This window comes from Massilia sp. TWR1-2-2, from assembly GCF_049897565.1.
GTDB lineage: Bacteria > Pseudomonadota > Gammaproteobacteria > Burkholderiales > Burkholderiaceae_D > JAFCUW01.
Map to the genome: position 1 here is coordinate 16,725 of NZ_JAFCWM010000005.1, position 21,177 is coordinate 37,901.

Here is a 21,177-nt window from a genome sequence, read left to right on the forward strand (position 1 = left end):
GACAGATTTTAGGGCAAGTCAAGAAATGAAACGATTGCATTTCATTTTAATTTGGGCTACAGTCTGGCCATGAATACCGATTCGACCGACTCATCCACCCCATCCGCCCCATCCACCCCGTCCTGCCAGAAGTGCGCCGGCCGCCCGCGCAGCAGCGAGCGCGAGGCGCGCCTGCACGACCTGATCCACACCGCGGGACGCCTGTTTCTCAAGCACGGCTACCGCCAGGTCAGCCTGGAGATGCTGGCGCGCGAAGCGCACGTCGCGGTGCGCACCATCTACGTCAAGTTCGGCGGCAAGGCCGGCCTGCTCAATGCGGTGCTGGTGGCCAACCGCGAGCGCTTCTTCAACACCGACGACATGGACGCGGACCAGCGCCCGCTCAAGCAGATCATCAGCGACTTCGGCGCCCAGTTCCTCGACTTGGTGATGGCGCCGGAAGCGCTGAGCATGGCGCGCATGGTCATTGCCGACGCGCCGGGCAACATCGAGCTGGCGCAGACGTTTTACGAGGCCGGCCCGAAGCAGACGCGCGACATGCTGGCGCGCTTTTTCGCGCGCCCCGACATTCGCGCGCAATTGCGCGCCGACGTCGACGTCACGCTGCTGCCGGTCCACCTGCTCAATTGCGTCATCGGCGACTTCTACACCCGGATGCTGTTTGTACCAGGTGGCGAGACGCGCGAGCAGGAACTCGGCGCGCTTGAAAAGCGCCTCGACCTGTTCTACCGCAGCGCCCTGCGCTGAGCTTCGCCGAGGGTCAGACCCCGGTGTTGCCCTTAAAGGGGGTCTGACCGGGGTGTGTTGACGCCACCTGACCGGGGTCAGACCCCCGACTGAAAAACCGGTGTCTGCCCCTCTCCGAGCTGCCGGCCCGCCAGCCGAAAAAAAACCGGGACACGTCCCGGTTTTTGTACGCCCTCGTCTAGCTACTAGCGCTTACGCGGCGGCGGCAGATCCGTGCACACGCCTTCGTACACTTCGGCCGCCATGCCGATCGATTCGCCCAGCGTCGGGTGCGGGTGGATCGTCTTGCCGATATCGACGCCGTCGGCGCCCATCTCGATTGCCAGCGCGATCTCGCCGATCATGTCGCCCGCGTGCGTGCCGACGATGCCGCCGCCAACGATGCGGTGCGTCTCGGCGTCGAACAGCAGCTTGGTGAAGCCTTCGTCGCGGCCATTGGCCACCGCGCGGCCGCTCGCGGCCCACGGGAAATGACCCTTCTCCAGCTTGATGCCCTTCGCTTTCGCTTCTTCTTCGGTGATGCCGACCCATGCCACTTCCGGATCGGTGTAGGCCACCGACGGGATCACCTTCACGTCGAAAAAGGATTTCTCGCCGTGCGCGGCTTCGGCCGCGACGTGCGCTTCATGCACCGCCTTGTGCGCCAGCATCGGCTGGCCCACCAAGTCGCCGATGGCGAAGATATGCGGCACGTTGGTGCGCATCTGGCCATCGACCGCAATGAAGCCGCGCTCGGTCACCGTCACGCCAGCCCTGTCGGCGGCGATCTTGCCGCCGTTCGGGCTGCGCCCGACCGCGACCAGCACCATGTCGTACAGCTGCGGCTCAGGCGCCGCGGCGCCCGCCTCCGCCGCTTCGAAGCTGACCTTGATTCCTTCGGCCAGCGCTTCGACGCCCACCGTCTTCGTCTTGGTCATGACCTTGTCGAAGCGGTGCTCGTTGAACTTTTGCCAGACCTTGACCATGTCGCGGTCCGGGCCCTGCATCAGGCCATCCATCATCTCGACGACGTCGATACGGGCGCCCAGCGTGGAGTACACGTGCGCCATTTCCAGGCCAATGATGCCGCCGCCGATGACCAGCATCTTCTTCGGAATCCCGCGCAGCTCCAGCGCGCCGGTCGAATCGACAATGCGCGGGTCTTCCGGCACGAACGGCAGCTTCACCACCGACGAACCGGCGGCGATGATCGCCTTCTTGAAGCCGATGACCTTCTTGCTGCCGTCGGCTGCGGTCACTTCGATATGGTTCGGGCCGACGAACTGGCCGACGCCCTGCACCACGTTGACCTTGCGCGCCTTGGCCATGCCGGCCAGGCCGCCGGTCATCTTGCCGACGACTTTGTCCTTGTACGCGCGCAGGCCGTCGATGTCGACGTTCGGCTGGGCGAACGTGACGCCGTGTTTGGCCATCGACGCCGCTTCATCGATCATGGCCGCCACGTGCAGCAGCGCCTTGGACGGAATGCAGCCTACATTCAGGCACACGCCGCCCAGCGTGGCGTAGCGCTCGATGAGCACCGTGTCCATGCCCAGGTCGGCCGAGCGGAATGCCGCCGAATAGCCGCCGGGACCGGCGCCGAGCACCATCATCTCGCATTCGACGTCGACCTTGCCGGCGTAGCTGCCCGCATTCGGCGCCGGCGTTGCCGCCTTGGCGGCAGCCGGCGCGGGCACTGCCGGCGCATACGATTCTGTGTTCGAGGTTGGCGCCGGGGCGCCGGCGGTTGCCGGCGGACTGACTGCAGCAGCAGCCGGCGCCGCGGCGCTTGCGCCTTCTTCCAGCACCAGCAGCAGCGAGCCTTCGGCCACCTTGTCGCCGACGTTGACCTTCACTTCCTTGACCACGCCGGCGTGGCTGGCCGGGATCTCCATGCTGGCCTTGTCGGATTCGACCGTGATCAGCGACTGGTCGACCTTGATCGTGTCGCCCGGTTTGACCATCACTTCGATTACCTCCACTTCCTTGAAGTCGCCGATGTTCGGGACCTTCACTTCAATTGTGCTCATCATGCGCTCCAATCACAGCAGGGTTTTGCGCAGGTCGGCCAGCACCTCGGCCAGGTAGGCGGCGAAGCGTGCAGCGCCTGCGCCATCGATCACGCGGTGGTCGTACGACAGCGACAGCGGCAGCATCAGGCGCGGCTGGAAGGCCTTGCCATCCCATACTGGCTTCATGGCCGACTTCGACAGGCCGAGGATCGCCAGCTCCGGTGCATTGATGATCGGCGTGAACCCCGTGCCGCCAATGCCGCCCAGCGACGAGATGGTGAAGGTCGCGCCCTGCATGTTCGCCGGGCTAAGCTTGCCGTCGCGCGCCTGGGCCGACAGCTCGCCCATTTCGGTGGCGATCTGCGATACCGTCTTCTTGTCCGCATCCTTGACCACCGGGACCATCAGACCGTTCGGGGTATCGGCCGCAAAGCCGATGTTGTAGTACTGCTTCAGGATCAGGCTTGCGCCATCTCCGCTGAGCGACGCGTTGAACTGTGGGAACTTCTTGAGCGCCGCGACGCTTGCCTTGATCACAAACGCCAGCATGGTCAGCTTGACGGCCGACTTCTGCTTGGCCAGCGCGGCGTTCGAATCGACGCGGAACTGCTCCAGGTCGGTGACGTCCGCTTCGTCGAACGTCGTCACGTGCGGGATCATCACCCAGTTGCGGTGCAGGTTCGGGCCGCTGATCTTCTTGATGCGCGACAGCGGCAGCAGCTCGGTCGGGCCGAACTTGCTGAAGTCGAGCGACGGCCATGGCAGCAGGTCGAGACCGACCCCGGTGCCGCCGCCGGCAGCCGGCTTGGCAGATGGCGACGCCGATTCGGCCAACACGCCCTTGACGAACTTCTGCACGTCTTCCTGCGTGATGCGGCCTTTCGGACCGCTGCCGCCGACCAGGCCCAGATTCACGCCAAGCTCACGGGCGAACTTGCGGATCGATGGCGACGCGTGCGCTTTCGACGCATCGACTTGCGGGGCAGAGGAAGCGGCCGGTGCCGGCGCCGCTGCAGCTGCAGCCGGCGCCGCGGCGGGTGCGGGCGCTGCGGGCGCTGGAGCCGGAGCAGCAGGTGCCGCGGCAGCAGGTGCGCCTGCGCCAGTGGTCTCGATCACCAATACGATCGAGCCCATGGCGACCTTGTCGCCGACCTTGACCTTCATTTCCTTGACCACGCCGGCGTGCGACGACGGGATCTCCATGCTGGCCTTGTCCGATTCGACCGTGATCAGCGACTGGTCGACCTTGATGGTGTCGCCCGGCTTGACCATCAGGTCGATGACTTCAACTTCCTTGAAGTCGCCGATGTCGGGCACCTTCACTTCCACGGTGCTGATAGTGCCGGCGGCAGCGGGTGCGGCGGCAGCGGCGGCAGGTGCGGCAGGTGCGGCAGCCGCTGGCGCTGCGGCCGGCGCAGCCGCGTCCGACGTTTCGAGCACCAGCACGAGCGAGCCTTCAGCGACCTTGTCGCCGACCTTAATCTTGATTTCCTTGACGACGCCGGCATGCGACGATGGGATCTCCATGCTCGCCTTGTCCGATTCGACCGTGACCAGCGACTGGTCGACCTTGATGGTGTCGCCCGGTTTGACCATCAACTCGATAACTTCCACTTCCTTGAAGTCGCCGATATCCGGGACCTTGACTTCCACTATGCTCATAGCATGACTCCGTTATTGTTCGTTTTTGTACAGAGAGCGCGATTACACCCATACCCGCAAAACCGTCGAGTTAACACTTACTGCGTCACCGGATTCGGCTTGTTCGGATCGAGGTTGTACTTGGCAACCGCCTCGGCCACCATCGACAGGGCAATGATGCCGTCGTCAGCGAGCGCCTTCAGCGCGGCCACGGTCACATAGTAGCGGTTCACCTCGAAGAACTCACGCAGCTTGACGCGCGAATCGGAGCGGCCGAAACCGTCGGTGCCGAGCGTGGTGAAGCTGCGCCCCTTCGGCACGAACGCGCGAATCTGGTCGGAGAACTGGCGCACGTAGTCGGTCGTCGAAACGATCGGGCCGCTGGTGTCGGCAAGCAGCTGCGTCAGGTACGGCACGCGCGGCGCCGCGGTCGGGTTGACCAGGTTCCAGCGCTCGCAATCGACACCTTCGCGCGCCACCATCGTCAGCGATGGTGCGGACCAGACGTCGGCCGCGATGCCCCAGTCGTTCATCAACAGTTCGGCTGCAAACATCGACTCGCGCAAAATCGTGCCCGAACCGATCAGCTGCACGCGCAGCTGCGCTTCGCTTGGCCCTTCCTGCAGCAGGTACATGCCCTTCAGGATGCCCTCTTCGGTGCCCTGGCGCAGCCCTGGCATCGGGTAGTTCTCGTTCATCAGCGTGATGTAGTAGAACACGTCTTCCTGGTTCGTCACCATGCGGCGCAGGCCGTCATGCACGATCACCGCCACTTCATGCGCGAACGTCGGATCGTACGGCATGCAGTTCGGGATGGTGGCGGCGAACACGTGGCTGTGGCCATCTTCGTGCTGCAGGCCTTCGCCGTTAAGCGTGGTGCGTCCCGCCGTGCCGCCCATCAGGAAGCCGCGTGCGCGCATGTCGCCGGCGGCCCATACCAGGTCGCCGATGCGCTGCATGCCGAACATCGAATAGAAGGTGTAGAACGGGATCATCACGCGATTGTTCGACGAGTACGACGTCGCCGCGGCGATCCACGAACTCATGCCGCCGGCTTCGTTGATGCCTTCCTGCAGAATCTGTCCGGCCTTGTCTTCGCGGTAGTACATCACCTGGTCCTTGTCGACCGGCTCGTACAACTGGCCCTGCTGGTTGAAGATGCCGATCTGGCGGAACAGGCCTTCCATGCCGAAGGTGCGCGATTCGTCGACCAGGATCGGCACGATGCGCTGGCCCAAACTCTGGTCGCGCAAGAGGGTAGAGATGATGCGGACAAAACTTTGCGTCGTCGAGATCTCGCGTCCTTCGGCGGTGGCGTCGAGCACGTTCTGGAAAGCCGTCAGCGGCGGCACCACCAGCGTCTCGTCAGCCTGCGGACGGCGCTGCGGCAGGTAGCCGCCGAGTGCCTTGCGTCGCTCGTGCAGGTAGATCATTTCCGGCGCGTCGGCGGCGGGCTTGAAGAACGGAATGTCGGCCAGCTGGTCGTCCGGGATCGGGATGGCGAAACGGTCGCGCATTTCGCGGATCGCGTCGTCGTCGAGCTTCTTGGTCTGGTGCGCGGTGTTGCGCGCCTCGCCCGACTTGCCCATGCCGAAGCCCTTGACGGTTTTGACCAGCAGCACCGTCGGCGTACCCTTGTTATCCTGCGCCAGCTTGAAGGCGGCGTAGATCTTGTGCGGATCGTGGCCGCCGCGCGTCAGGCGCCAGATGTCGTCGTCGGTCATGTTGGCGACCATCTTGAGCAGATCCGGATGCTTGCCGAAGAAGTTCTTGCGCACGTAAGCGCCGTCCTTGGCCTTGTAGTTCTGGTATTCACCGTCGACCGTTTCCATCATCACGCGCTGCAAGATGCCGTTCTTGTCCTTGGCCAGCAGCTCGTCCCAGCCCGGGCCCCAGATGACCTTGATGACGTTCCAGCCGGCGCCGCGGAAGTCCGCTTCGAGTTCCTGGATGATCTTGCCGTTGCCGCGCACCGGGCCGTCGAGGCGCTGCAGGTTGCAGTTCACCACCATCACCAGGTTGTCGAGACGCTCGCGCGCGGCCATGCCGATCGCGCCCATCGATTCCGGCTCGTCCATCTCGCCGTCGCCGCAAAATACCCACACCTTGCGGTTCTCGGTGTCGGCGATCGAACGCGCGTGCAGGTACTTCAGGAAGCGTGCCTGGTAGATGGCCATCAGCGGGCCGAGACCCATCGAGACGGTCGGGAACTGCCAGAACTTGGGCATCAGCTTCGGGTGCGGGTACGACGACAGGCCCTTGCCGTCGACTTCGCGGCGGAAGTTGAGCAGCTGGTCTTCGGTCAGGCGGCCTTCGAGGTAGGCGCGGGCGTAGATGCCGGGCGACGAGTGGCCCTGGATGTACAGCAGGTCGCCGCCGTGGTCTTCGGTCGGCGCGTGCCAGAAGTGGTTGAAGCCGATGCCGAGCATGTTGGCCAGCGAGGCGAAGCTGGAGATATGGCCGCCAAGGTCGCCGTCCACGCGGTTGGCCTTGACCACCATCGCCATCGCGTTCCAGCGCATCCACGAGCGCAGGCGCTCTTCGAATTCGAGGTTGCCGGGGCAGTGCTGTTCGAGGTGGGCGGGGATCGTGTTGACGTAGGCGGTGTTGCTCGAGAACGGGATGTGGGCGCCGCGCCGACGGGCCAGGTCGACCAGGCGCTCCATCAGGTAGTGGGCCCGCTCGGGTCCTTCGTTTTCGATGACCGCTTCGAGCGCTTCAAGCCATTCTTTGGTTTCGAGGGTGTCCGGATCGTTGGCGGCCTGGGCCGTCAACGGGTCGAGTTGAGCTGACATGTGATGCGTCTCCTGTTGTGGTCGCCCTGCCTGGTCGCGGTTCGCCGGCGGACGGTTTTTACCTGATTATTTACTAATACTCTGCTTTAATGTAAGGATTCTACCAGCACTTTCCGATAATTTCAAATTACGATAAGTCATTTCGCAATGTGAAATAACCGTAGCGGCAAGGCTGCGCGCGTGCCTTTTTTTATCCCTGTCTATATATCAATATGCGGACGTTCCGGGAATGAAGGCGCGCGATAGCGGCAGCGGCTTTATAATCTCGTTTCCCTTCTGCTCTTAGCCCCTACCATGCCCGCCCAACTGATCGATGGAGTCCTCCTTTCCCAACAATTGCGCGCCGAGATCGCCTCGCGCGCCGCCGCGCTGAGCGCGCGCGGCAAGCAGCCGGGACTGGCCGTCATCCTGGTCGGCGAAGACCCGGCCAGCCAGGTCTACGTGCGCAACAAGGTCAAGGCCTGCGCCGACGTCGGCTTTCACTCGACCTTCGAAAAGTACGACGCCGACCTGTCCGAAGCGGCCCTGCTCGAGCGCATCGCCGCCCTCAACGCCGACGCCGCCATCCACGGCATCCTGGTGCAGATGCCGCTGCCGCGCCATATCAACCCGCACAAGGTCATCGAAGCCATTTCGACCGCCAAGGACGTCGACGGCTACTCGGTGCTGTCGGCCGGCGAACTGATGACCGGCCTGCCCGGTTTTCACCCATGCACCCCGTACGGCTGCATGAAACTGATCGAAAGCACCGGCGTCGACCTGCGCGGCAGGCACGCGGTCGTGATCGGGCGCAGCAACACGGTCGGCAAGCCGATGGCGCTGTTGCTCTTGCAAGCGAACGCCACCGTGACCATATGCCATAGCGCGACACCGGATCTGGCCTGCCACACGCGCCAGGCCGATGTCGTCGTCGCCGCGGTCGGCCGGCGCAATACGCTGACGGCCGACATGGTCAAGCCGGGCGCCATCGTCATCGACGTCGGCATGAACCGCGACGACAACGGCAAGCTGTGCGGCGACGTCGACACCGCCGGCGTGCGCGAGGTCGCGTCGCACATCACGCCGGTGCCAGGCGGGGTCGGACCGATGACGATCACCATGTTGCTGATGAATACCGTGGAAGCGGCGGAACGCGAACCGCGCGGCCGCGTCTAACTAATACTGAGGAGTGCCCATGAACACAGAGACCAACATTGCCAATCCCCTGCTCGATTTTTCCGGACTGCCGCGCTTCGACGCCATCGCACCCGAGCACGTGCTGCCGGCCATCGACGAGCTGATCGCGCACGCCGCCAAGGTCGTCGCCGAGCTCGAGGCGCCGTCGGCCAATGCGACGTGGGATAACTTCGTCATCCCGCTGGAAGACGCCACCGAAAAACTGGGCCGCGCCTGGGGCGTGGTCAACCATCTCAACAACGTGGTCGACACGCCCGAGTTGCGCGCCGTCTACAACGAAGCGCAGCCGAAGGTCACCGAGTTCTGGACCGCGCTGGCGCAAAACGAAGCGCTGTTTGCCAAGTACAAGGCGATCAAGGCCAGTCCCGAGTACGTCAACCTGTCGTTCGCGCGCAAGAAAATCATCGACAACGCGCTGCGCGACTTCCGCCTCGGCGGCGCCGAACTGCCGCCCGAAAAAAAGCAGCGCTTCGCCGACATCCAGGAGCAGCACGCCGCGGTGTCGACGCGCTTTTCCGAAAACGTGCTCGATGCCACCAACGACTACAAGTTGTTGATCGACGACGAAGCCGAACTGGCCGGCTTGCCGGACGACGTCAAGCAGGCCGCGCGCGCTGGCGCCGAAAAGGACGGCAAGGCCGGCTCGCAGTTCACGCTGCACTTCCCCTCCTACTTCCCGATCCTGCAATTTGCCGACAACCGCGTGCTGCGCGAAACCATCTACCGCGCCAGCTCGACCAAGGCGTCGGAAATGGGCACGGTCTTCAGCGAGCTGCAAAAGTGGGATAACACCGACAACATTGCCACCTTGCTCAAACTGCGCGACGAGGAAGCCAAGCTGCTCGACTACCGCAACTTCGCCGAGGTGTCGCTGGTGCCGAAAATGGCGCAAAGCCCGGAGCACGTGATCGAGTTCCTCGAAGACCTGGCGCGCCGCGCGCGGCCGTTCGCCGAGAAGGACCTGGCCGAACTGCGTGCGTTCGCCAAACAGCAGCTCGGCATCGAGAAGCTGGAAGCCTGGGACCTTGCCTACGCGTCGGAAAAACTGCGCGAGCAGCGTTATGCGTTCTCGGCGCAGGAAGTGAAAGAATACTTCCCCGAGCCGAAGGTCATCGATGGCCTGTTCCACCTGGTGCAGTCGCTGTTTAACGTCGGCATCGCGCCGGACAGCGCGCCGGTGTGGCATCCGGACGTGCGCTTCTTCCGCATCGAGCGCGACGGCAAGCTGATCGGCCAGTTCTACCTCGACCTGTACGCGCGCGCCGGCAAGGGCGGCGGCGCCTGGATGGACGACGCCCGCGGGCGGCGCCTGGAAACCGGCGGCACCTTGCAAACGCCGGTCGCCTACCTGACGTGCAACTTTACGCCCCCGGCCACCGTTGACGGCGTGCTGCAGCCGTCGCTGTTTACGCACGACGAAGTGACAACGCTGTTCCACGAGTTCGGCCACGGCCTGCATCACATGCTGACCCAGGTCGACGAGATCTCGGTATCGGGCATTTCCGGCGTCGAGTGGGATGCGGTCGAATTGCCGTCGCAATTCATGGAAAACTTCTGCTGGGAATGGGAAGTGTTGCAACACATGACATCGCACGTGGAGACTGGCGCGCCGCTGGCGCGTGCGCTGTACGACAAGATGCTTGCAGCAAAAAACTTCCAGTCGGGCATGCAGACACTGCGGCAGGTCGAGTTTTCGCTGGTCGACATGCATTTGCATTATGACTACGATCCGGCCAGCGCGCAGTCCGTGCAGCAGCTGATCAACGACGTGCGCGAGAAATTCTCCGTCATGATGCCGCCCGCATTCAACCGATTCCAACACTCTTTCGGACATATCTTTGCCGGCGGGTATGCTGCCGGGTACTATAGCTACAAGTGGGCGGAAGTCTTGTCCGCCGACGCTTATGCCGCGTTCGAAGAAGCGGTCGCGGCGGGTGGCGGCGCCCTGTCCGAAGAAACCGGCAAGCGCTTTCAGCAAGAGATCCTTGCGGTGGGCGGCTCGCGTTCGGCGCTCGAATCGTTCAAGGCCTTCCGCGGCCGCGAGCCGAGCATCGACGCCTTGCTTCGCCATAGCGGCATGAGTTCCTGATGAGGGCTCGCCGACGGGAGAGAGTATGCAGCAGTCGATGAAGAAATTGAACGCGGGCTTGGTCTTGCTGCTGTGCGCGGCCGGCGCCAGTGCGCAAATGTTCAAGTGGACCGATGCCAAAGGCGTGGTGCATTTCAGCGACAAGCCGCCGCAGGGCAACGTGGCCAAGCTCGAGCGCAAGGCCACGCCGGGCGGCGCCGAGGGCGTACAGTTGCCGTACGCACTGGCCGAGACCGCAAGGAAGAGCCCGGTCGTGCTGTACACCGGGTTGCCGTGCTCGCCGTGCGACCAGGGTCGTGCCTTGCTGCAACAGCGCGGCATCCCGTTCACCGAGAAAACCGTTTCCTCGAATGACGACCAGCAAAACCTCAGCGAGGCCGGTGGCTCGACCCAGGTGCCGCTGCTGCTGGTGGGCGGCGCCAAGCGGGTTGGCTTCGAGGCCGGCGGTTGGAACGCGGCACTGACCGCCGCCGCCTACCCTGCGCGCGGCAGTTTGCCTGCTGGCTACAAGAATCCGCCGGCAGAACCGGCGGCCCCTGTGGCGCGGCCGCTGGCGCGCGACGTGGCGCCGGAGCTGGCTCCCGTCGCTCCGCCGTCCCGTCCGGTGCCGCCGCCTGACGCCCCACCCGGCTTCAAGTTTTGAGCACGCCGATGACCCGGATCGACTTCCATACCAATATTGCTGACAAGCTTAGCTATGCCTGCCGACTGGCGCGCAAAGCGTATGCCGCCGGCGGCAAACTGGTACTGCTGGCCGAGGATGCGGGCCAGGCAGCCAGCCTCTACGACGCCCTGTGGACGGTGTCGGAGACTGATTTCCTGCCGCACGTGATGTCGGGGGACGCGTTGGCGCCGCAGACGCCGATCATCGTCACCGACAGCGACCAGGCTGACTTTCCGCACGGCGACATGCTGGTCAATCTGACACGGCGCAGGCCGGCCAATGTGGACCGTTTCCAGCGCGTCTTCGAAATCATTTCCACCGACGAGGAAGACGCGGCCGCCGGCCGCATCCGCTATGTCGCCTACAAGCAGCAGTCGTATCCATTGACCCACTTCGTGGCAGGCCAGTCATGATCAAGAACCCGGCGTTCGACGCCAGCATCCCGGTATTGACCGAGGTTTTCCAGGATCGTCCTGTCGAGAAAGAAGTGCAGGCACAACGCGACATGCCGGCTGAGGTGGTCGTGGATGCAGAGTCGACTGCATCTGGGGCTGCTCTGGACACTGAGTTGGCGGACGAGGTCGTTGAGGCTGAGGTGACGGAGGTGGCCGAGGAGATTCTGCCCGCCGAGGTGGTTGAGTTCGTCGAGGTCGCTGAAGTGATTGAGGACGCGCCCGTTGCCGACGTCCACGAGCCGAATTGGGCCGAGCTGGAACAGCGCCTTGGCGAACGCATCCTCGCGCAACTGCACGACCAGATCGACGCCATGCTCGACCAGCGCGTGCGCGAGAGCCTGGAAAAAATACTGCAGGGCGCCGTCGCCGGCATCACCGACGAGCTGCGCAGCGGCTTGCAGCAATCGATCGAAAAAATCGTCACCGGCGCCGTCGGCGACGAGCTGGCGCAACTGCAGATACCGAACAAATAAGCCCCAGCCGGCGCCGCCGGCGCGGGTTCGGCTTGCATCTGCTTACAAAAATGACGCGTTTGCCCGACGGAACGCGTCCACCCAACTGCCATTCGGCACGTTTACCCCTTTGCGAACCTTGCAATTTGTTGTACCTTTTGCCCTACGCAAAAATTACAATATCGGCGTCACGAGCGCTGTTGTCCTCATCAATCCCTTTGGAGAATGCCACATGCAGTTCACAACGAAGCTCATCCCAGTAGCCATCGCAATGGCGTTTGCCGGCACCGCCGGCGCGCAGGACATCGTCAAGATTGGCCATGTGGCTCCGATCTCGGGCGCCAGCGCGCACCTGGGCAAAGATAACGAAAACGGCGCCAAGATGGCCGTCGAAGAGCTGAACGCCAAGGGCTTCATGCTCAATGGCAAAAAAGTGACGTTGCAGCTGTTAACTGAAGACGACGCCGCCGATCCGAAGCAAGGCACGGCAGTGGCGCAGAAGCTGGTCGACGCCAAAGTCAACGGCGTGGTCGGCCACCTCAATTCGGGCACCACCGTGCCGGCGTCGCGCATCTATAACGATGCCGGCATCCCGCAGATTTCGCCATCGGCCACGATCCCGACCTACACCAAGCAAGGTTTCAAGGGCGCATTCCGCGTCGTCGCCAACGACAACAAGCTCGGCGGCACGCTGGGCCGCTATGCCGTCGAGAAGCTGGGCGCCAAGAACATCGCCGTGATTGACGACCGCACCGCCTACGGCCAGGGTGTGGCTGACGAGTTCGTCAAAGGCGCCAAGGCTAAAATGCCTGGCGTCAAAATCGTCGGCAAGGAATTCACCAACGCCAACGCAACCGACTTCACCGCCATCCTCACCTCGATCAAGGCCAAGAAGCCTGACCTGATCTTTTTCGGCGGCATGGATTCGGTCGGCGGCCCGATGCTCAAGCAAATGAAGGCACTTGGCATCACTGCCAAGTTCATGGGCGGCGACGGTATCTGCACCGAAGCGCTGGCCCGTCTGGCTGGCGACGGCATCGGCGAAGGGAGCGTAACCTGCGCCGAAGCCGGCGGCGTGACCGGTGCGCAAGAGAAAGTCATGACCGACTTCGTTACCCGCTACAAGAAGAAGTACAACGCCGACGTCCAGATCTACGCGCCGTATGTCTACGACGCCGTGATGACGATGGCGACCGCGATGCAGAATGCCAAGTCGGCCGATCCTGCGAAGTACCTGCCTGAGCTGAAGAAAATCAAGTACCAGGGCGTCACCGGCCTGATCCAGTTCGACAACTTCGGCGACATCAAGGACGGCTCGCTGACCCTGTTCACGTACAAGGGCGGCAAGAAGACCAAGATGGAAGTCGTCCGCTAATTGCCCCAAAACCGGGGTCAGACCCGTTTAAAGGGCAAGCGCCAGTGCGGCGAGCCTAATAAAAAAACGGGTCTGGCCCTTGGTCTGACCCCGGTTTTGGAATGAAAAAAAGCGCGCTGACTTCGGTCGGCGCGCTTTCGTTTGGGACGCAGCAAATATTATTTCTGGGCGAGGACCCATTTGACCAGCGTGCGCGCTTCCGCTTCGCTGACCTGCGGGTTGGCCGGCATCGGGACCGCGCCCCAGGTGCCCGAACCACCCTTGAGGACCTTGCCGACGAGCTTGTCTTCAGCATCCTTCTGGCCGGCGTACTTCGCTGCCACGTCTTTGTATGCTGGTCCGACGAGCTTGTTGGCAACGGCGTGGCAAGCCATGCAGTTCTTGGCTTTGGCCAAGTCGGCATTTGCCATCGCCGAAGTGGAAGCGAGGGCAGATACGACCATGCACAGCATCATTGAGCGTTTCATTTTTTCTCCAGTGTGACTACTTAGAAATACATTCTACCGTGTTTCCGACAACGTGAAACAGGGCGACTGTAACAATTAACGCGCGGCCAGTGCGGCGGGTTGACCACAGCAGCTCCCTTACTTTGCGATTAATTGCCCCTCGGCACCAGAATGTTTGTAAGATGCTGGGATGAAAAGGAGTTCTCAATGCCACTGATTATCATCATTGCACTACTGGTCGGACTACGTTTCTTCGAGGTCTGGCGATTTGCCGAGATATCGTGGTGGTACATCATCGGCCTGATGCTGTTCGCGTTCATCTGGTTCGAGTTCATCGAAAAGATGCTCGGCCTGGACAAGAAGAAAGAACACAACGTCGATGAGCAGCGCCGCAAGGACCGCATCAAGCAAACGTTCGACAAGCGCAAATAATGCCGCTCAAATAACACCGGGGTCAGACCTAGGTCTGACCCCGGTGTAGTGGCATTCGCGTCGACGGGCGTCCTCAGCCGGTGACGGCGCCCTTGCTGGCCGACGAGGCCAGCTTCGCGAACTTTGCCAGCACGCCACGCGTATAGCGCGGCGCCGGCTGCTTCCACAGCGCACGGCGCCGCGCGATCTCTTCATCGGCCACGTTCAGCTGGATCAGCTGCTGGTGCGCATCGATCGTCACCGAGTCGCCCTCCTCCACCAGCGCAATCGTGCCGCCCAGATATGCTTCCGGCGCGACGTGGCCCACCACCATGCCCCAGGTGCCGCCGGAGAAACGGCCGTCCGTGATCAGCCCGACCGACTCGCCCAGCCCCTTGCCGATCAGCGCCGCGGTCGGCGCCAGCATCTCGGGCATGCCGGGACCTCCCTTCGGCCCCAGGTAGCGCAACACCAGCACGTCGCCCGGCTTGATGCCGTCGGCCAAAATCACATCCATCGCCGTGTACTCGTCGTCAAAGACGCGCGCCGGCCCGGTGATCACCGGATTTTTCAGACCCGAAATCTTGGCGACGCAGCCTTCCGGCGACAGGTTGCCTTTCAGGACCGCGAGGTGGCCCTGCGCATACAGCGCTTTGTCGATGGTGCGGATGACGTCCTGCTTCGGATCCGGCACCGATGGAATGTCGGCGAGCTGCTCGGCAATGGTCTGGCCGGTGATGGTGATGCAGTCGCCATGCAGCATGCCTGCATCCAATAACAGCTTCATCACCTGCGGAATGCCACCGGCCTTGTGCAGGTCCGTGGCCACATATTGGCCGGACGGCTTGAGGTTGCAGATGACAGGCACTTTCAGGCGCACGCGCTCGAAGTCGTCGAGCGTCCACTCCACTTCGGCCGCGTGGGCGATCGCCAGGTAGTGCAGCACAGCATTGGTCGAGCCACCGGTCGCCATGATCAGCGACACCGCGTTCTCGATCGACTCGCGCGTGATGATGTCGCGCGGCTTGAGGTCGCGCTTGACGGCTTCGACCAGCACGCGCGCCGACTCGGCCGCCGAGCCGACCTTTTCGTCGTCCGGATTGGCCATCGTCGACGAGTACGGCAGCGCCATGCCGAGCGCCTCGAACGACGACGACATGGTGTTGGCGGTGTACATGCCGCCGCACGAGCCGGCCGACGGACAGGCGTTGCGCTCGATGCCGTCGAAATCTTCCTTCGACATGCGCCCGGCGGTAAATTCGCCCACCGCCTCGAAGGCCGACACGATGGTCAGGTCCTTGCCCTTCCAGTTGCCCGGCTTGATGGTGCCGCCGTACACATAAATGCTCGGCACGTTGGTGCGCGCCATCGCGATCATCCCGCCCGGCATGTTCTTGTCGCAGCCGCCGATCACCACCACGCCGTCCATCCACTGGCCGTTGACGGCCGTTTCGATACAGTCGGCAATGACTTCGCGCGAGATCAGCGAATACTTCATCCCTTCCGTGCCCATCGACATGCCGTCCGAAATGGTCGGCGTGCCGAACACCTGCGGATTGCCGCCCGCTTCCTTGATCGACGAGATGGCGATGTCTGCCAGTTTCTGCAGCCCCGAGTTGCACGGCGTGATGGTCGAGTGGCCGTTGGCGATGCCGATCATCGGCTTGGAAAAATCGGCCTCCTCGTAACCCATCGCGTAGTACATCGATCGGTTCGGGCTGCGCGAGACGCCTTCGGTGATATTGCGGGAACGGCGGTTGTAGCGGGGCTGGTCTGCCATGGTGAACTCCTGGTAAGCGATGTTGCAGAATGCCTTGCCGGCAATGCCAAGTCAAATACCGTATGATCGTGCCTGTGAGTCGAAAAACATATCAATTAACGCTTTTTAGCCTGCAATGAATATCGACCTGAGACAACTGCGCTATTTTGCCACTGTCGCCGAAGAACTCCACTTTGGCCGCGCCGCCACGCGCCTGCACATGACGCAGCCGCCGCTGTCGCAAACGATCCAGGCGCTCGAGGAGCTGCTGGGCACGCCGCTGTTCCTGCGCAGCCGCCGCGGCGTCGCGCTGACGCCGGCCGGCGCGGCGCTGTTGCCGGAGGCGCGCCGCCTGCTGGCCCAGTCCGCTGAACTGCCGGAACTGGTGCGCCGCGCCGCCGCCGGCGAATCGGGCCGCCTGGCGCTGGCGTTCGTCTCCTCGGCCGACTACAGCGTGCTGCCGCCGTTCCTGCGCACCTACCGCGCGCAGTTTCCCCAGGTGCAAATCGTGCTGCAGGAAGCGACCTCCGACCTGCAGGTCGACGACTTGCTGCACAACCGCATCGACGCCGGCCTGCTGATCCCGCCGCTGCCGGACAAGGCGCGCGCCGACCTCGACTACCTGAAGGTGCTGTCCGAGCCGCTGATCCTGGCCGCGCCGGCCGGCCTGGCAGCGCTGCAAGACGGCGGCCCGGTCTGGCTAAAGGACGTGCCGCCGCTGCCACTGATCATCTTTCCGCGGCCGATCGCGCCGGCGCTGCACGACGCCATCCTCGGCGGCTTCCGCGCCGCCGGCGTCACGCCCGAGATCGGCCAGCAGGCGATCCAGATGCAGACCATCGTCAGCCTGGTGTCGGCCGGCATGGGCTTGGCGCTTGTGCCACAATCGGTGTCCAACCTGATGCGTCCCGGCGTAGAATACCGGGCGCTGCATGACCATTCCCCGCTGGTCGAAACCGGCCTGGCCTGGCGCCGCGACAACCACTCGCCCGTGCTGCTGGGCTTTTTGGATTTACTTAGGAAGAACACTTTATGCTGACCCACCCGATGCCCGACCCCGTTGCGTTCTCGATCGGCCCGGTGCACGTGCACTGGTACGGGCTGATGTACGTGCTCGCGTTCGCGCTGTTCATCGCGCTCGGCCGCGTGCGCATCCACCAGCCGCACATCGCCGCGCAAGGGTGGAAGAAGGACGACCTCGACGACATGCTGTTCTATGGCGTGCTCGGCGTCATCATCGGCGGGCGCCTCGGCGAAGTGCTGTTCTACACGCCCAAGTTCTTTCTCGACAATCCGCTGGAAATCTTCATGGTGTGGCATGGCGGCATGTCGTTTCATGGTGGCTTCATCGGCGTGCTGATCGCGATGGCGCTGTGGGCGCGCAAGTCGAAACGCAAGCTGCTCGACGTCTACGATTTCATCGCGCCGCTGGTGCCGCTCGGCTATGCCGCCGGGCGCATGGGCAACTTCATCAACGCCGAACTGCCAGGCCGGGTGGCCGACGCCAGCTTGCCGTGGGCAATGCGCTGGCCCGACGCGCATTACGCGCTGCACCCGGTGCCGGTGTTCCTCGAAGGCTTGCGCCATCCGTCGCCGCTGTACCAGTTGCTGGTCGACGGCCTGCTGGTGTTCGCCATCCTGTGGCTGTTCGCCCGCAAGGCGCGCCCGCGACTGGCGGTCGGCGCGACGTTTACCTTGCTATACGGCTGCGCCCGCTTCTTCACCGAATACTTCCGCGTGCCGGACTGGCAGATCACCGTCGCCGGCTTGCCGATCACCTCCGGACAGATGCTGTCGCTGCCGATGATTATCGGCGGCATCGTTATGCTGGCATGGGCATATTCGAACGAGGCGAAGCGCCCCGTGCACGCCTAGTTCGCCAGCGAGCGCGCCTGCCACAGCATGTAGGTAGCCAGGGCGTACAGCATCATGGCGAAGATTTTCTTCAGCTTGGCCACCGGTAACCGGTGGGCGGTGCGCGCGCCGATCGGCGCCATGACCATGCTGGCGGCGGCGATGACGCCGAGCGCCGGCAGGTAGATGTAGCCGAGCGAATATTTCGGCAACGCCGTCTCGCCCACGCCGTAATAGATGTTGGCCATGGTGCCGGCCAGCGCGATCGGAAAACCGAGCGCGGCGCTGGTGGCGACCGCGTTCTGGATCCGCACGTTACACCAGGTCATGAAAGGAATCGAGATGAAGCCGCCGCCGGCGCCCACCAGCCCGGCCACAAGGCCGATCACGCCGCCAGCGGCGAACATGCCGGCCGTGCCCGGCAGCTGATACTTGGCGGGCGGCTTGGCGTTAATCAGCATCTGGGTCGCGGCGACGAACACGAAAATGCCGAAGCACAGCGCCAGCATGGTGCTGTTCAATTGCTGTGCGACCCACGGCCCAAGCCAGGAGCCGACCAGGATGCCCGGGGTGAACAGGCGAACGACGGGCCACAAGACCCCGCCTTGCAGGTGATGCGCGCGCACCGATGAAATCGAGGTAAACACGATGGTGGCCAAGCCAGTGGCGATTGCCATGTGGACCACCAGGTGGGAAGGAAACGCCAGCGACGTGAACACCATCGTCATGAACGGCACCAGGATCATGCCGCCCCCGATGCCAAGCAGCCCGGCCGCGAAGCCGCCGACGATGCCCATGGCACACAAGGAAAGCACCAGGGTCCAGGTCATCGGAAACATCCTTCAGGTCGGGCGGGCCCGCGCCCGAAGGAAACATTCTACCGCGCGCACCGAGCTGGTGCATCGGACCGCCTCGGAATGGTTGCCGCTTGGGGCCGCCGGCTAGGGCAAGGGCTGCACCGGCTGCGGGTAATAGCCCGGAATGACATTTCCTTTCGCATACAAGCACTGCTGATACGCGATGTCGTAACGGCGCTGCGCGGTCCATGCTGTGCCCGATGACATGGCTGAGCCGGCCCCCGCGCCGAGGGCGGTGCCGACGACGGCGCCGGTGGCCGCATCGCTGCTGTTGCCGCCGACCGCGCCGGCCAGCGCGCCGAGCGCGGCGCCGGCCAGCGTTGCAGTGACCATCTGGTTGTTCGCCACATCGCAGCCCGGCCCGACCGTCGACGCCGCCGGGTCTGACCCATTTATTCCTTTAGGGTCAGACCCCGGTTCCGATACCGGTCGCTTGGTTACTTCAGCATCTTCTGAATAAACTTCCATTCGGCCGCTTCAACTGGCATCACCGACAGCCGGCTGCCCTTGGCCAACAGGCGCATGTCGGACAACTCCGGCATGGTGCGCATCTGCTTCAGGCTCAGCAGCGCGGTCTTGCGCACCGCCTTGACGTCGACGCTGATCCAGCGCGGCTGTTCCTGCGTTGCCTTCGCATCGTAATACGGGCTGGTGGAATCGAACTGGGTAGCGTCCGGATAAGCGGCGCTGACGATTTCGACGATACCGGCGATGCCCGGCTCGGCGCAGCTGGAGTGGTAAAAGAAAGCCTGGTCGCCCGGCCGCATTTCGTCGCGCAGAAAATTGCGGGCCTGGTAATTGCGCACGCCGAACCAGGCGACCGTGTGCGCGGGCGCGGCCAGCACATCGTCGATACTGACTTCATCGGGTTCGGATTTCATCAACCAATAACGCATGCATCGCTCCCGCCGCGGCCGCGCTATTTGGCCGTTTGAATTGATCGACCAAGGTTGATCGCCCGAGGCGCGCGCATAAAAACGCGCGCAAAAAAAAACGGTTGCGCATCGAATGCGAACAACCGCTTTTTAAAAAGTAAAGCCCCGCCTGTGCCGTTTTTACCGGCATCCCGAACCAAACGGTTCAAGGTGGTCACAGTTAGTTCAATTTCGGGTTCGTCGGACTAGCGACGCTCACTCCCATCGAACAAAATTCCGCAACCGGTGCACATAAATGGTTCAAGGAATATATGGCAATCGCGAACACCGCAGGGTAGAACGAAGTTTACTCCGATGAACTCACAAGTCAAATGAATTTGACCGGTCAGAACAGATTTTCTTGCGGCGTCAGGGCGCTGTCCAATACGGCATGCATCGCCTCGATTTTTTGCCTGACATCCAAAATCGACATCTCCGAAAGCGGTCCTTGCGGCGACTTCACCGACAGAAATTCGGCGGCCACGCTGAGCGCTGCCATGACCGCGATGCGGTCGTTGCCCTTGACTTTGCCGGCATCACGCACCGCACACATCTTGCCGTCGAGAAAAGCGACCGCTTCCTTCAGGGTGCGCTCCTCTCCCTCCTTGCAGGCGAGCCGGTAGGGGTTGCCCATAATGGTGACATCGAGTTGGATCATTGCGCGGCCTCGTCGTCGGGAGCGGTGGTGGCGCCGGCTTCGGCCGGAAACTTGTCGAGCAAAGCGGAGACGCGCTGCTGCGCTTCGGCCAGCAAGCCCAGGTAGCCGGCCTTCTCGGCCGCGAGCACGACGTTGGCATGGCGCAGGCCGGCATTTTCACGGCGCAGCGCCGCGGTCATCTCGGCGAGACGGTCGATTTTGTCGGATAGTTCTTGGAATTCAGAAATCATCCGTAACTATAGAACTGCGAACGAATTTCCGTCAACAGATTCAGTACGTTAGCGCTGACTATTGATGGATTTTATTGCTTCGGCGATAAGCAGGGACGCGCGGCGCGGCTTGCGGCAGCGCGTCCATTCCGCCGATAAATGGCGCCGCCAGTTTGCGATTTCTCAACTGTCCTAATGAAATAAACAAAATAAGCTTCTTGAAAATACCCCTTATCGTCCCTATAATTAGCACTCGTTGGCAGAGAGTGCTAACAACCTTTTCAAGCCGAGACCGCCCAGCGGGAGCGGCAACTTGAAGGTTCGGAGCGGTCAAGGCTGTTCCGGCGCGCCAGTCAATCCATTGATTTTAAAAGGAGTTTTACATGAACCTTCGCCCTTTGCACGATCGCGTCATCGTCAAGCGTCTCGACCAGGAAACCAAAACCGCTTCCGGCCTCATCATTCCTGACGCAGCTGCAGAAAAACCGGACCAGGGCGAGATCCTCGCCGTCGGCAACGGTAAAGTCCAGGACGACGGCAAGGTCCGCGCGCTGGAAGTGCAAGTTGGCGATCGCGTTCTGTTCGGCAAGTACTCCGGCCAGACCGTCAAGGTCGACGGCGAAGAACTCCTGGTCATGCGCGAAGAAGACATCATGGCCGTGCTGGTCAAGTAATCAGACTTCC

General features: G+C 62.9%; 22 protein-coding genes and 1 other RNA gene. 11 read left to right on the forward strand and 12 right to left on the reverse strand.

Annotation, left to right across the window (positions count from 1 at the left end; translation table 11 throughout):
* Positions 1–69: 69 nt before the first annotated feature.
* On the forward strand, positions 70–747 hold the full coding sequence (locus ACP7DD_RS06205; protein ID WP_426173839.1) for a TetR/AcrR family transcriptional regulator: 678 nt from the start codon (positions 70–72) through the stop codon (positions 745–747).
* Between the two features lie 185 nt (positions 748–932).
* Here ACP7DD_RS06205 and lpdA read toward each other — a convergent pair whose 3' ends face one another.
* From lpdA to aceE, 3 genes are all read right to left on the reverse strand, one after another.
* Positions 933–2,756, reverse strand: coding sequence for a dihydrolipoyl dehydrogenase (gene lpdA, locus ACP7DD_RS06210; RefSeq protein WP_426173840.1), 1,824 nt, complete (start codon positions 2,754–2,756; stop codon positions 933–935).
* Positions 2,757–2,768: 12 nt separating this feature from the next.
* Positions 2,769–4,400, reverse strand: coding sequence for a dihydrolipoyllysine-residue acetyltransferase (aceF, locus tag ACP7DD_RS06215; protein WP_426173841.1), 1,632 nt, complete (start codon positions 4,398–4,400; stop codon positions 2,769–2,771).
* Positions 4,401–4,477: 77 nt separating this feature from the next.
* Positions 4,478–7,174 (reverse strand): pyruvate dehydrogenase (acetyl-transferring), homodimeric type, encoded by a 2,697-nt coding sequence (gene aceE / locus ACP7DD_RS06220; protein WP_426173842.1) that lies wholly within the window; start codon positions 7,172–7,174, stop codon positions 4,478–4,480.
* A gap of 294 nt (positions 7,175–7,468) precedes the next feature.
* On the opposite strand from aceE, the gene folD reads away from it, so the two are divergent.
* The 6 genes from folD (at position 7,469) to ACP7DD_RS06250 (ending at position 13,385) form a co-directional block, all read left to right on the forward strand.
* Positions 7,469–8,329, forward strand: coding sequence for a bifunctional methylenetetrahydrofolate dehydrogenase/methenyltetrahydrofolate cyclohydrolase FolD (gene folD, locus ACP7DD_RS06225; RefSeq protein ID WP_426173843.1), 861 nt, complete (start codon positions 7,469–7,471; stop codon positions 8,327–8,329).
* Positions 8,330–8,348: 19 nt separating this feature from the next.
* On the forward strand, positions 8,349–10,439 hold the full coding sequence (locus tag ACP7DD_RS06230; protein WP_426173844.1) for a M3 family metallopeptidase: 2,091 nt from the start codon (positions 8,349–8,351) through the stop codon (positions 10,437–10,439).
* Positions 10,440–10,476: 37 nt separating this feature from the next.
* The gene (locus ACP7DD_RS06235) at positions 10,477–11,082 is read left to right on the forward strand and encodes a DUF4124 domain-containing protein (protein WP_426173845.1); all 606 of its coding nucleotides are present in this window, start codon (positions 10,477–10,479) and stop codon (positions 11,080–11,082) included.
* Positions 11,083–11,090: 8 nt separating this feature from the next.
* Entirely contained in the window at positions 11,091–11,516 is a 426-nt protein-coding gene (locus ACP7DD_RS06240) for a DNA polymerase III subunit chi (RefSeq protein WP_426173846.1), read from the forward strand.
* Positions 11,513–12,031 carry a hypothetical protein gene (locus ACP7DD_RS06245; RefSeq protein ID WP_426173847.1) on the forward strand — a complete coding sequence of 173 codons (519 nt, stop codon included), beginning with the start codon at positions 11,513–11,515 and terminating at the stop codon, positions 12,029–12,031. The genes ACP7DD_RS06240 and ACP7DD_RS06245 overlap by 4 nt, the downstream gene beginning before the upstream one ends.
* A gap of 211 nt (positions 12,032–12,242) precedes the next feature.
* Complete coding sequence (locus tag ACP7DD_RS06250; RefSeq protein WP_426173848.1) at positions 12,243–13,385, forward strand: branched-chain amino acid ABC transporter substrate-binding protein; 1,143 nt, start codon at positions 12,243–12,245, stop codon at positions 13,383–13,385.
* Between the two features lie 158 nt (positions 13,386–13,543).
* Here the strand turns inward: ACP7DD_RS06250 and ACP7DD_RS06255 are convergent, their stop codons facing one another.
* Positions 13,544–13,852 carry a c-type cytochrome gene (locus ACP7DD_RS06255; protein ID WP_426173849.1) on the reverse strand — a complete coding sequence of 103 codons (309 nt, stop codon included), beginning with the start codon at positions 13,850–13,852 and terminating at the stop codon, positions 13,544–13,546.
* Positions 13,853–14,038: 186 nt separating this feature from the next.
* Here ACP7DD_RS06255 and ACP7DD_RS06260 point away from each other — a divergent pair, with 186 nt between their 5' ends.
* Positions 14,039–14,263: a TIGR04438 family Trp-rich protein gene (locus tag ACP7DD_RS06260; RefSeq protein ID WP_099793112.1), complete on the forward strand. Its 225-nt coding sequence runs from the start codon at positions 14,039–14,041 to the stop codon at positions 14,261–14,263.
* 73 nt (positions 14,264–14,336) lie between these two features.
* On the opposite strand, the gene ilvD is transcribed toward ACP7DD_RS06260, so the two are convergent.
* Positions 14,337–16,022 (reverse strand): dihydroxy-acid dehydratase, encoded by a 1,686-nt coding sequence (gene ilvD / locus ACP7DD_RS06265; protein ID WP_426173850.1) that lies wholly within the window; start codon positions 16,020–16,022, stop codon positions 14,337–14,339.
* 115 nt (positions 16,023–16,137) lie between these two features.
* On the opposite strand from ilvD, the gene ACP7DD_RS06270 reads away from it, so the two are divergent.
* Entirely contained in the window at positions 16,138–17,040 is a 903-nt protein-coding gene (locus ACP7DD_RS06270; RefSeq protein ID WP_426173851.1) for a LysR family transcriptional regulator, read from the forward strand.
* Positions 17,034–17,876 carry a prolipoprotein diacylglyceryl transferase gene (gene lgt / locus ACP7DD_RS06275; protein WP_426173852.1) on the forward strand — a complete coding sequence of 281 codons (843 nt, stop codon included), beginning with the start codon at positions 17,034–17,036 and terminating at the stop codon, positions 17,874–17,876. Before ACP7DD_RS06270 ends, lgt begins: the two co-directional genes overlap by 7 nt.
* Here lgt and ACP7DD_RS06280 read toward each other — a convergent pair.
* The 7 genes from ACP7DD_RS06280 to ACP7DD_RS06310 all read right to left on the reverse strand — a co-directional run bounded on the left by ACP7DD_RS06280 (position 17,873) and on the right by ACP7DD_RS06310 (position 20,827).
* Positions 17,873–18,685, reverse strand: coding sequence for a sulfite exporter TauE/SafE family protein (locus ACP7DD_RS06280; RefSeq protein WP_426173853.1), 813 nt, complete (start codon positions 18,683–18,685; stop codon positions 17,873–17,875). The two genes, lgt and ACP7DD_RS06280, sit on opposite strands and share 4 nt — an antisense overlap.
* Before the next feature lie 111 nt (positions 18,686–18,796).
* A complete protein-coding gene (locus ACP7DD_RS06285) occupies positions 18,797–19,045 on the reverse strand; it encodes a hypothetical protein (RefSeq protein WP_426173854.1) in 249 nt (82 codons plus the stop codon).
* A gap of 104 nt (positions 19,046–19,149) precedes the next feature.
* Positions 19,150–19,608 carry an EVE domain-containing protein gene (locus ACP7DD_RS06290; RefSeq protein ID WP_426173855.1) on the reverse strand — a complete coding sequence of 153 codons (459 nt, stop codon included), beginning with the start codon at positions 19,606–19,608 and terminating at the stop codon, positions 19,150–19,152.
* Positions 19,609–19,745: 137 nt separating this feature from the next.
* Positions 19,746–19,926: non-coding RNA, 6S RNA (gene ssrS, locus ACP7DD_RS06295), on the reverse strand.
* Between the two features lie 46 nt (positions 19,927–19,972).
* Positions 19,973–20,284 (reverse strand): cell division protein ZapA, encoded by a 312-nt coding sequence (locus tag ACP7DD_RS06300; RefSeq protein ID WP_426173856.1) that lies wholly within the window; start codon positions 20,282–20,284, stop codon positions 19,973–19,975.
* A complete protein-coding gene (locus tag ACP7DD_RS06305) occupies positions 20,281–20,514 on the reverse strand; it encodes a hypothetical protein (RefSeq protein WP_426173857.1) in 234 nt (77 codons plus the stop codon). The genes ACP7DD_RS06300 and ACP7DD_RS06305 overlap by 4 nt, the downstream gene beginning before the upstream one ends.
* A gap of 58 nt (positions 20,515–20,572) precedes the next feature.
* Positions 20,573–20,827 (reverse strand): hypothetical protein, encoded by a 255-nt coding sequence (locus ACP7DD_RS06310; RefSeq protein WP_426173858.1) that lies wholly within the window; start codon positions 20,825–20,827, stop codon positions 20,573–20,575.
* Positions 20,828–20,876: 49 nt separating this feature from the next.
* Here ACP7DD_RS06310 and groES point away from each other — a divergent pair, with 49 nt between their 5' ends.
* Positions 20,877–21,167, forward strand: a complete 291-nt coding sequence (gene groES, locus ACP7DD_RS06315) for a co-chaperone GroES (RefSeq protein ID WP_099793098.1) — start codon at positions 20,877–20,879, stop codon at positions 21,165–21,167.
* Positions 21,168–21,177: the final 10 nt, after the last annotated feature.

Bases quoted from the DNA above. Each gene is read 5' to 3' on its own strand.
- ACP7DD_RS06280 (WP_426173853.1), bottom strand. From the start codon at position 18,685: ATGACCTGGACCCTGGTGCTTTCCTTGTGTGCCATGGGCATCGTCGGC.
- ACP7DD_RS06285 (WP_426173854.1), bottom strand. From the start codon at position 19,045: ATGGTCACTGCAACGCTGGCCGGCGCCGCGCTCGGCGCGCTGGCCGGC.
- folD (WP_426173843.1), top strand. From the start codon at position 7,469: ATGCCCGCCCAACTGATCGATGGAGTCCTCCTTTCCCAACAATTGCGC.
- ACP7DD_RS06245 (WP_426173847.1), top strand. From the start codon at position 11,513: ATGATCAAGAACCCGGCGTTCGACGCCAGCATCCCGGTATTGACCGAG.
- ilvD (WP_426173850.1), bottom strand. From the start codon at position 16,022: ATGGCAGACCAGCCCCGCTACAACCGCCGTTCCCGCAATATCACCGAA.
- lpdA (WP_426173840.1), bottom strand. From the start codon at position 2,756: ATGAGCACAATTGAAGTGAAGGTCCCGAACATCGGCGACTTCAAGGAA.
- aceF (WP_426173841.1), bottom strand. From the start codon at position 4,400: ATGAGCATAGTGGAAGTCAAGGTCCCGGATATCGGCGACTTCAAGGAA.
- aceE (WP_426173842.1), bottom strand. From the start codon at position 7,174: ATGTCAGCTCAACTCGACCCGTTGACGGCCCAGGCCGCCAACGATCCG.
- groES (WP_099793098.1), top strand. From the start codon at position 20,877: ATGAACCTTCGCCCTTTGCACGATCGCGTCATCGTCAAGCGTCTCGAC.
- lgt (WP_426173852.1), top strand. From the start codon at position 17,034: ATGCTGACCCACCCGATGCCCGACCCCGTTGCGTTCTCGATCGGCCCG.
- ACP7DD_RS06235 (WP_426173845.1), top strand. From the start codon at position 10,477: ATGAAGAAATTGAACGCGGGCTTGGTCTTGCTGCTGTGCGCGGCCGGC.
- ACP7DD_RS06205 (WP_426173839.1), top strand. From the start codon at position 70: ATGAATACCGATTCGACCGACTCATCCACCCCATCCGCCCCATCCACC.
- ACP7DD_RS06300 (WP_426173856.1), bottom strand. From the start codon at position 20,284: ATGATCCAACTCGATGTCACCATTATGGGCAACCCCTACCGGCTCGCC.
- ACP7DD_RS06230 (WP_426173844.1), top strand. From the start codon at position 8,349: ATGAACACAGAGACCAACATTGCCAATCCCCTGCTCGATTTTTCCGGA.
- ACP7DD_RS06250 (WP_426173848.1), top strand. From the start codon at position 12,243: ATGCAGTTCACAACGAAGCTCATCCCAGTAGCCATCGCAATGGCGTTT.
- ACP7DD_RS06240 (WP_426173846.1), top strand. From the start codon at position 11,091: ATGACCCGGATCGACTTCCATACCAATATTGCTGACAAGCTTAGCTAT.
- ACP7DD_RS06290 (WP_426173855.1), bottom strand. From the start codon at position 19,608: ATGCGTTATTGGTTGATGAAATCCGAACCCGATGAAGTCAGTATCGAC.
- ACP7DD_RS06305 (WP_426173857.1), bottom strand. From the start codon at position 20,514: ATGATTTCTGAATTCCAAGAACTATCCGACAAAATCGACCGTCTCGCC.
- ACP7DD_RS06260 (WP_099793112.1), top strand. From the start codon at position 14,039: ATGCCACTGATTATCATCATTGCACTACTGGTCGGACTACGTTTCTTC.
- ACP7DD_RS06255 (WP_426173849.1), bottom strand. From the start codon at position 13,852: ATGAAACGCTCAATGATGCTGTGCATGGTCGTATCTGCCCTCGCTTCC.
- ACP7DD_RS06270 (WP_426173851.1), top strand. From the start codon at position 16,138: ATGAATATCGACCTGAGACAACTGCGCTATTTTGCCACTGTCGCCGAA.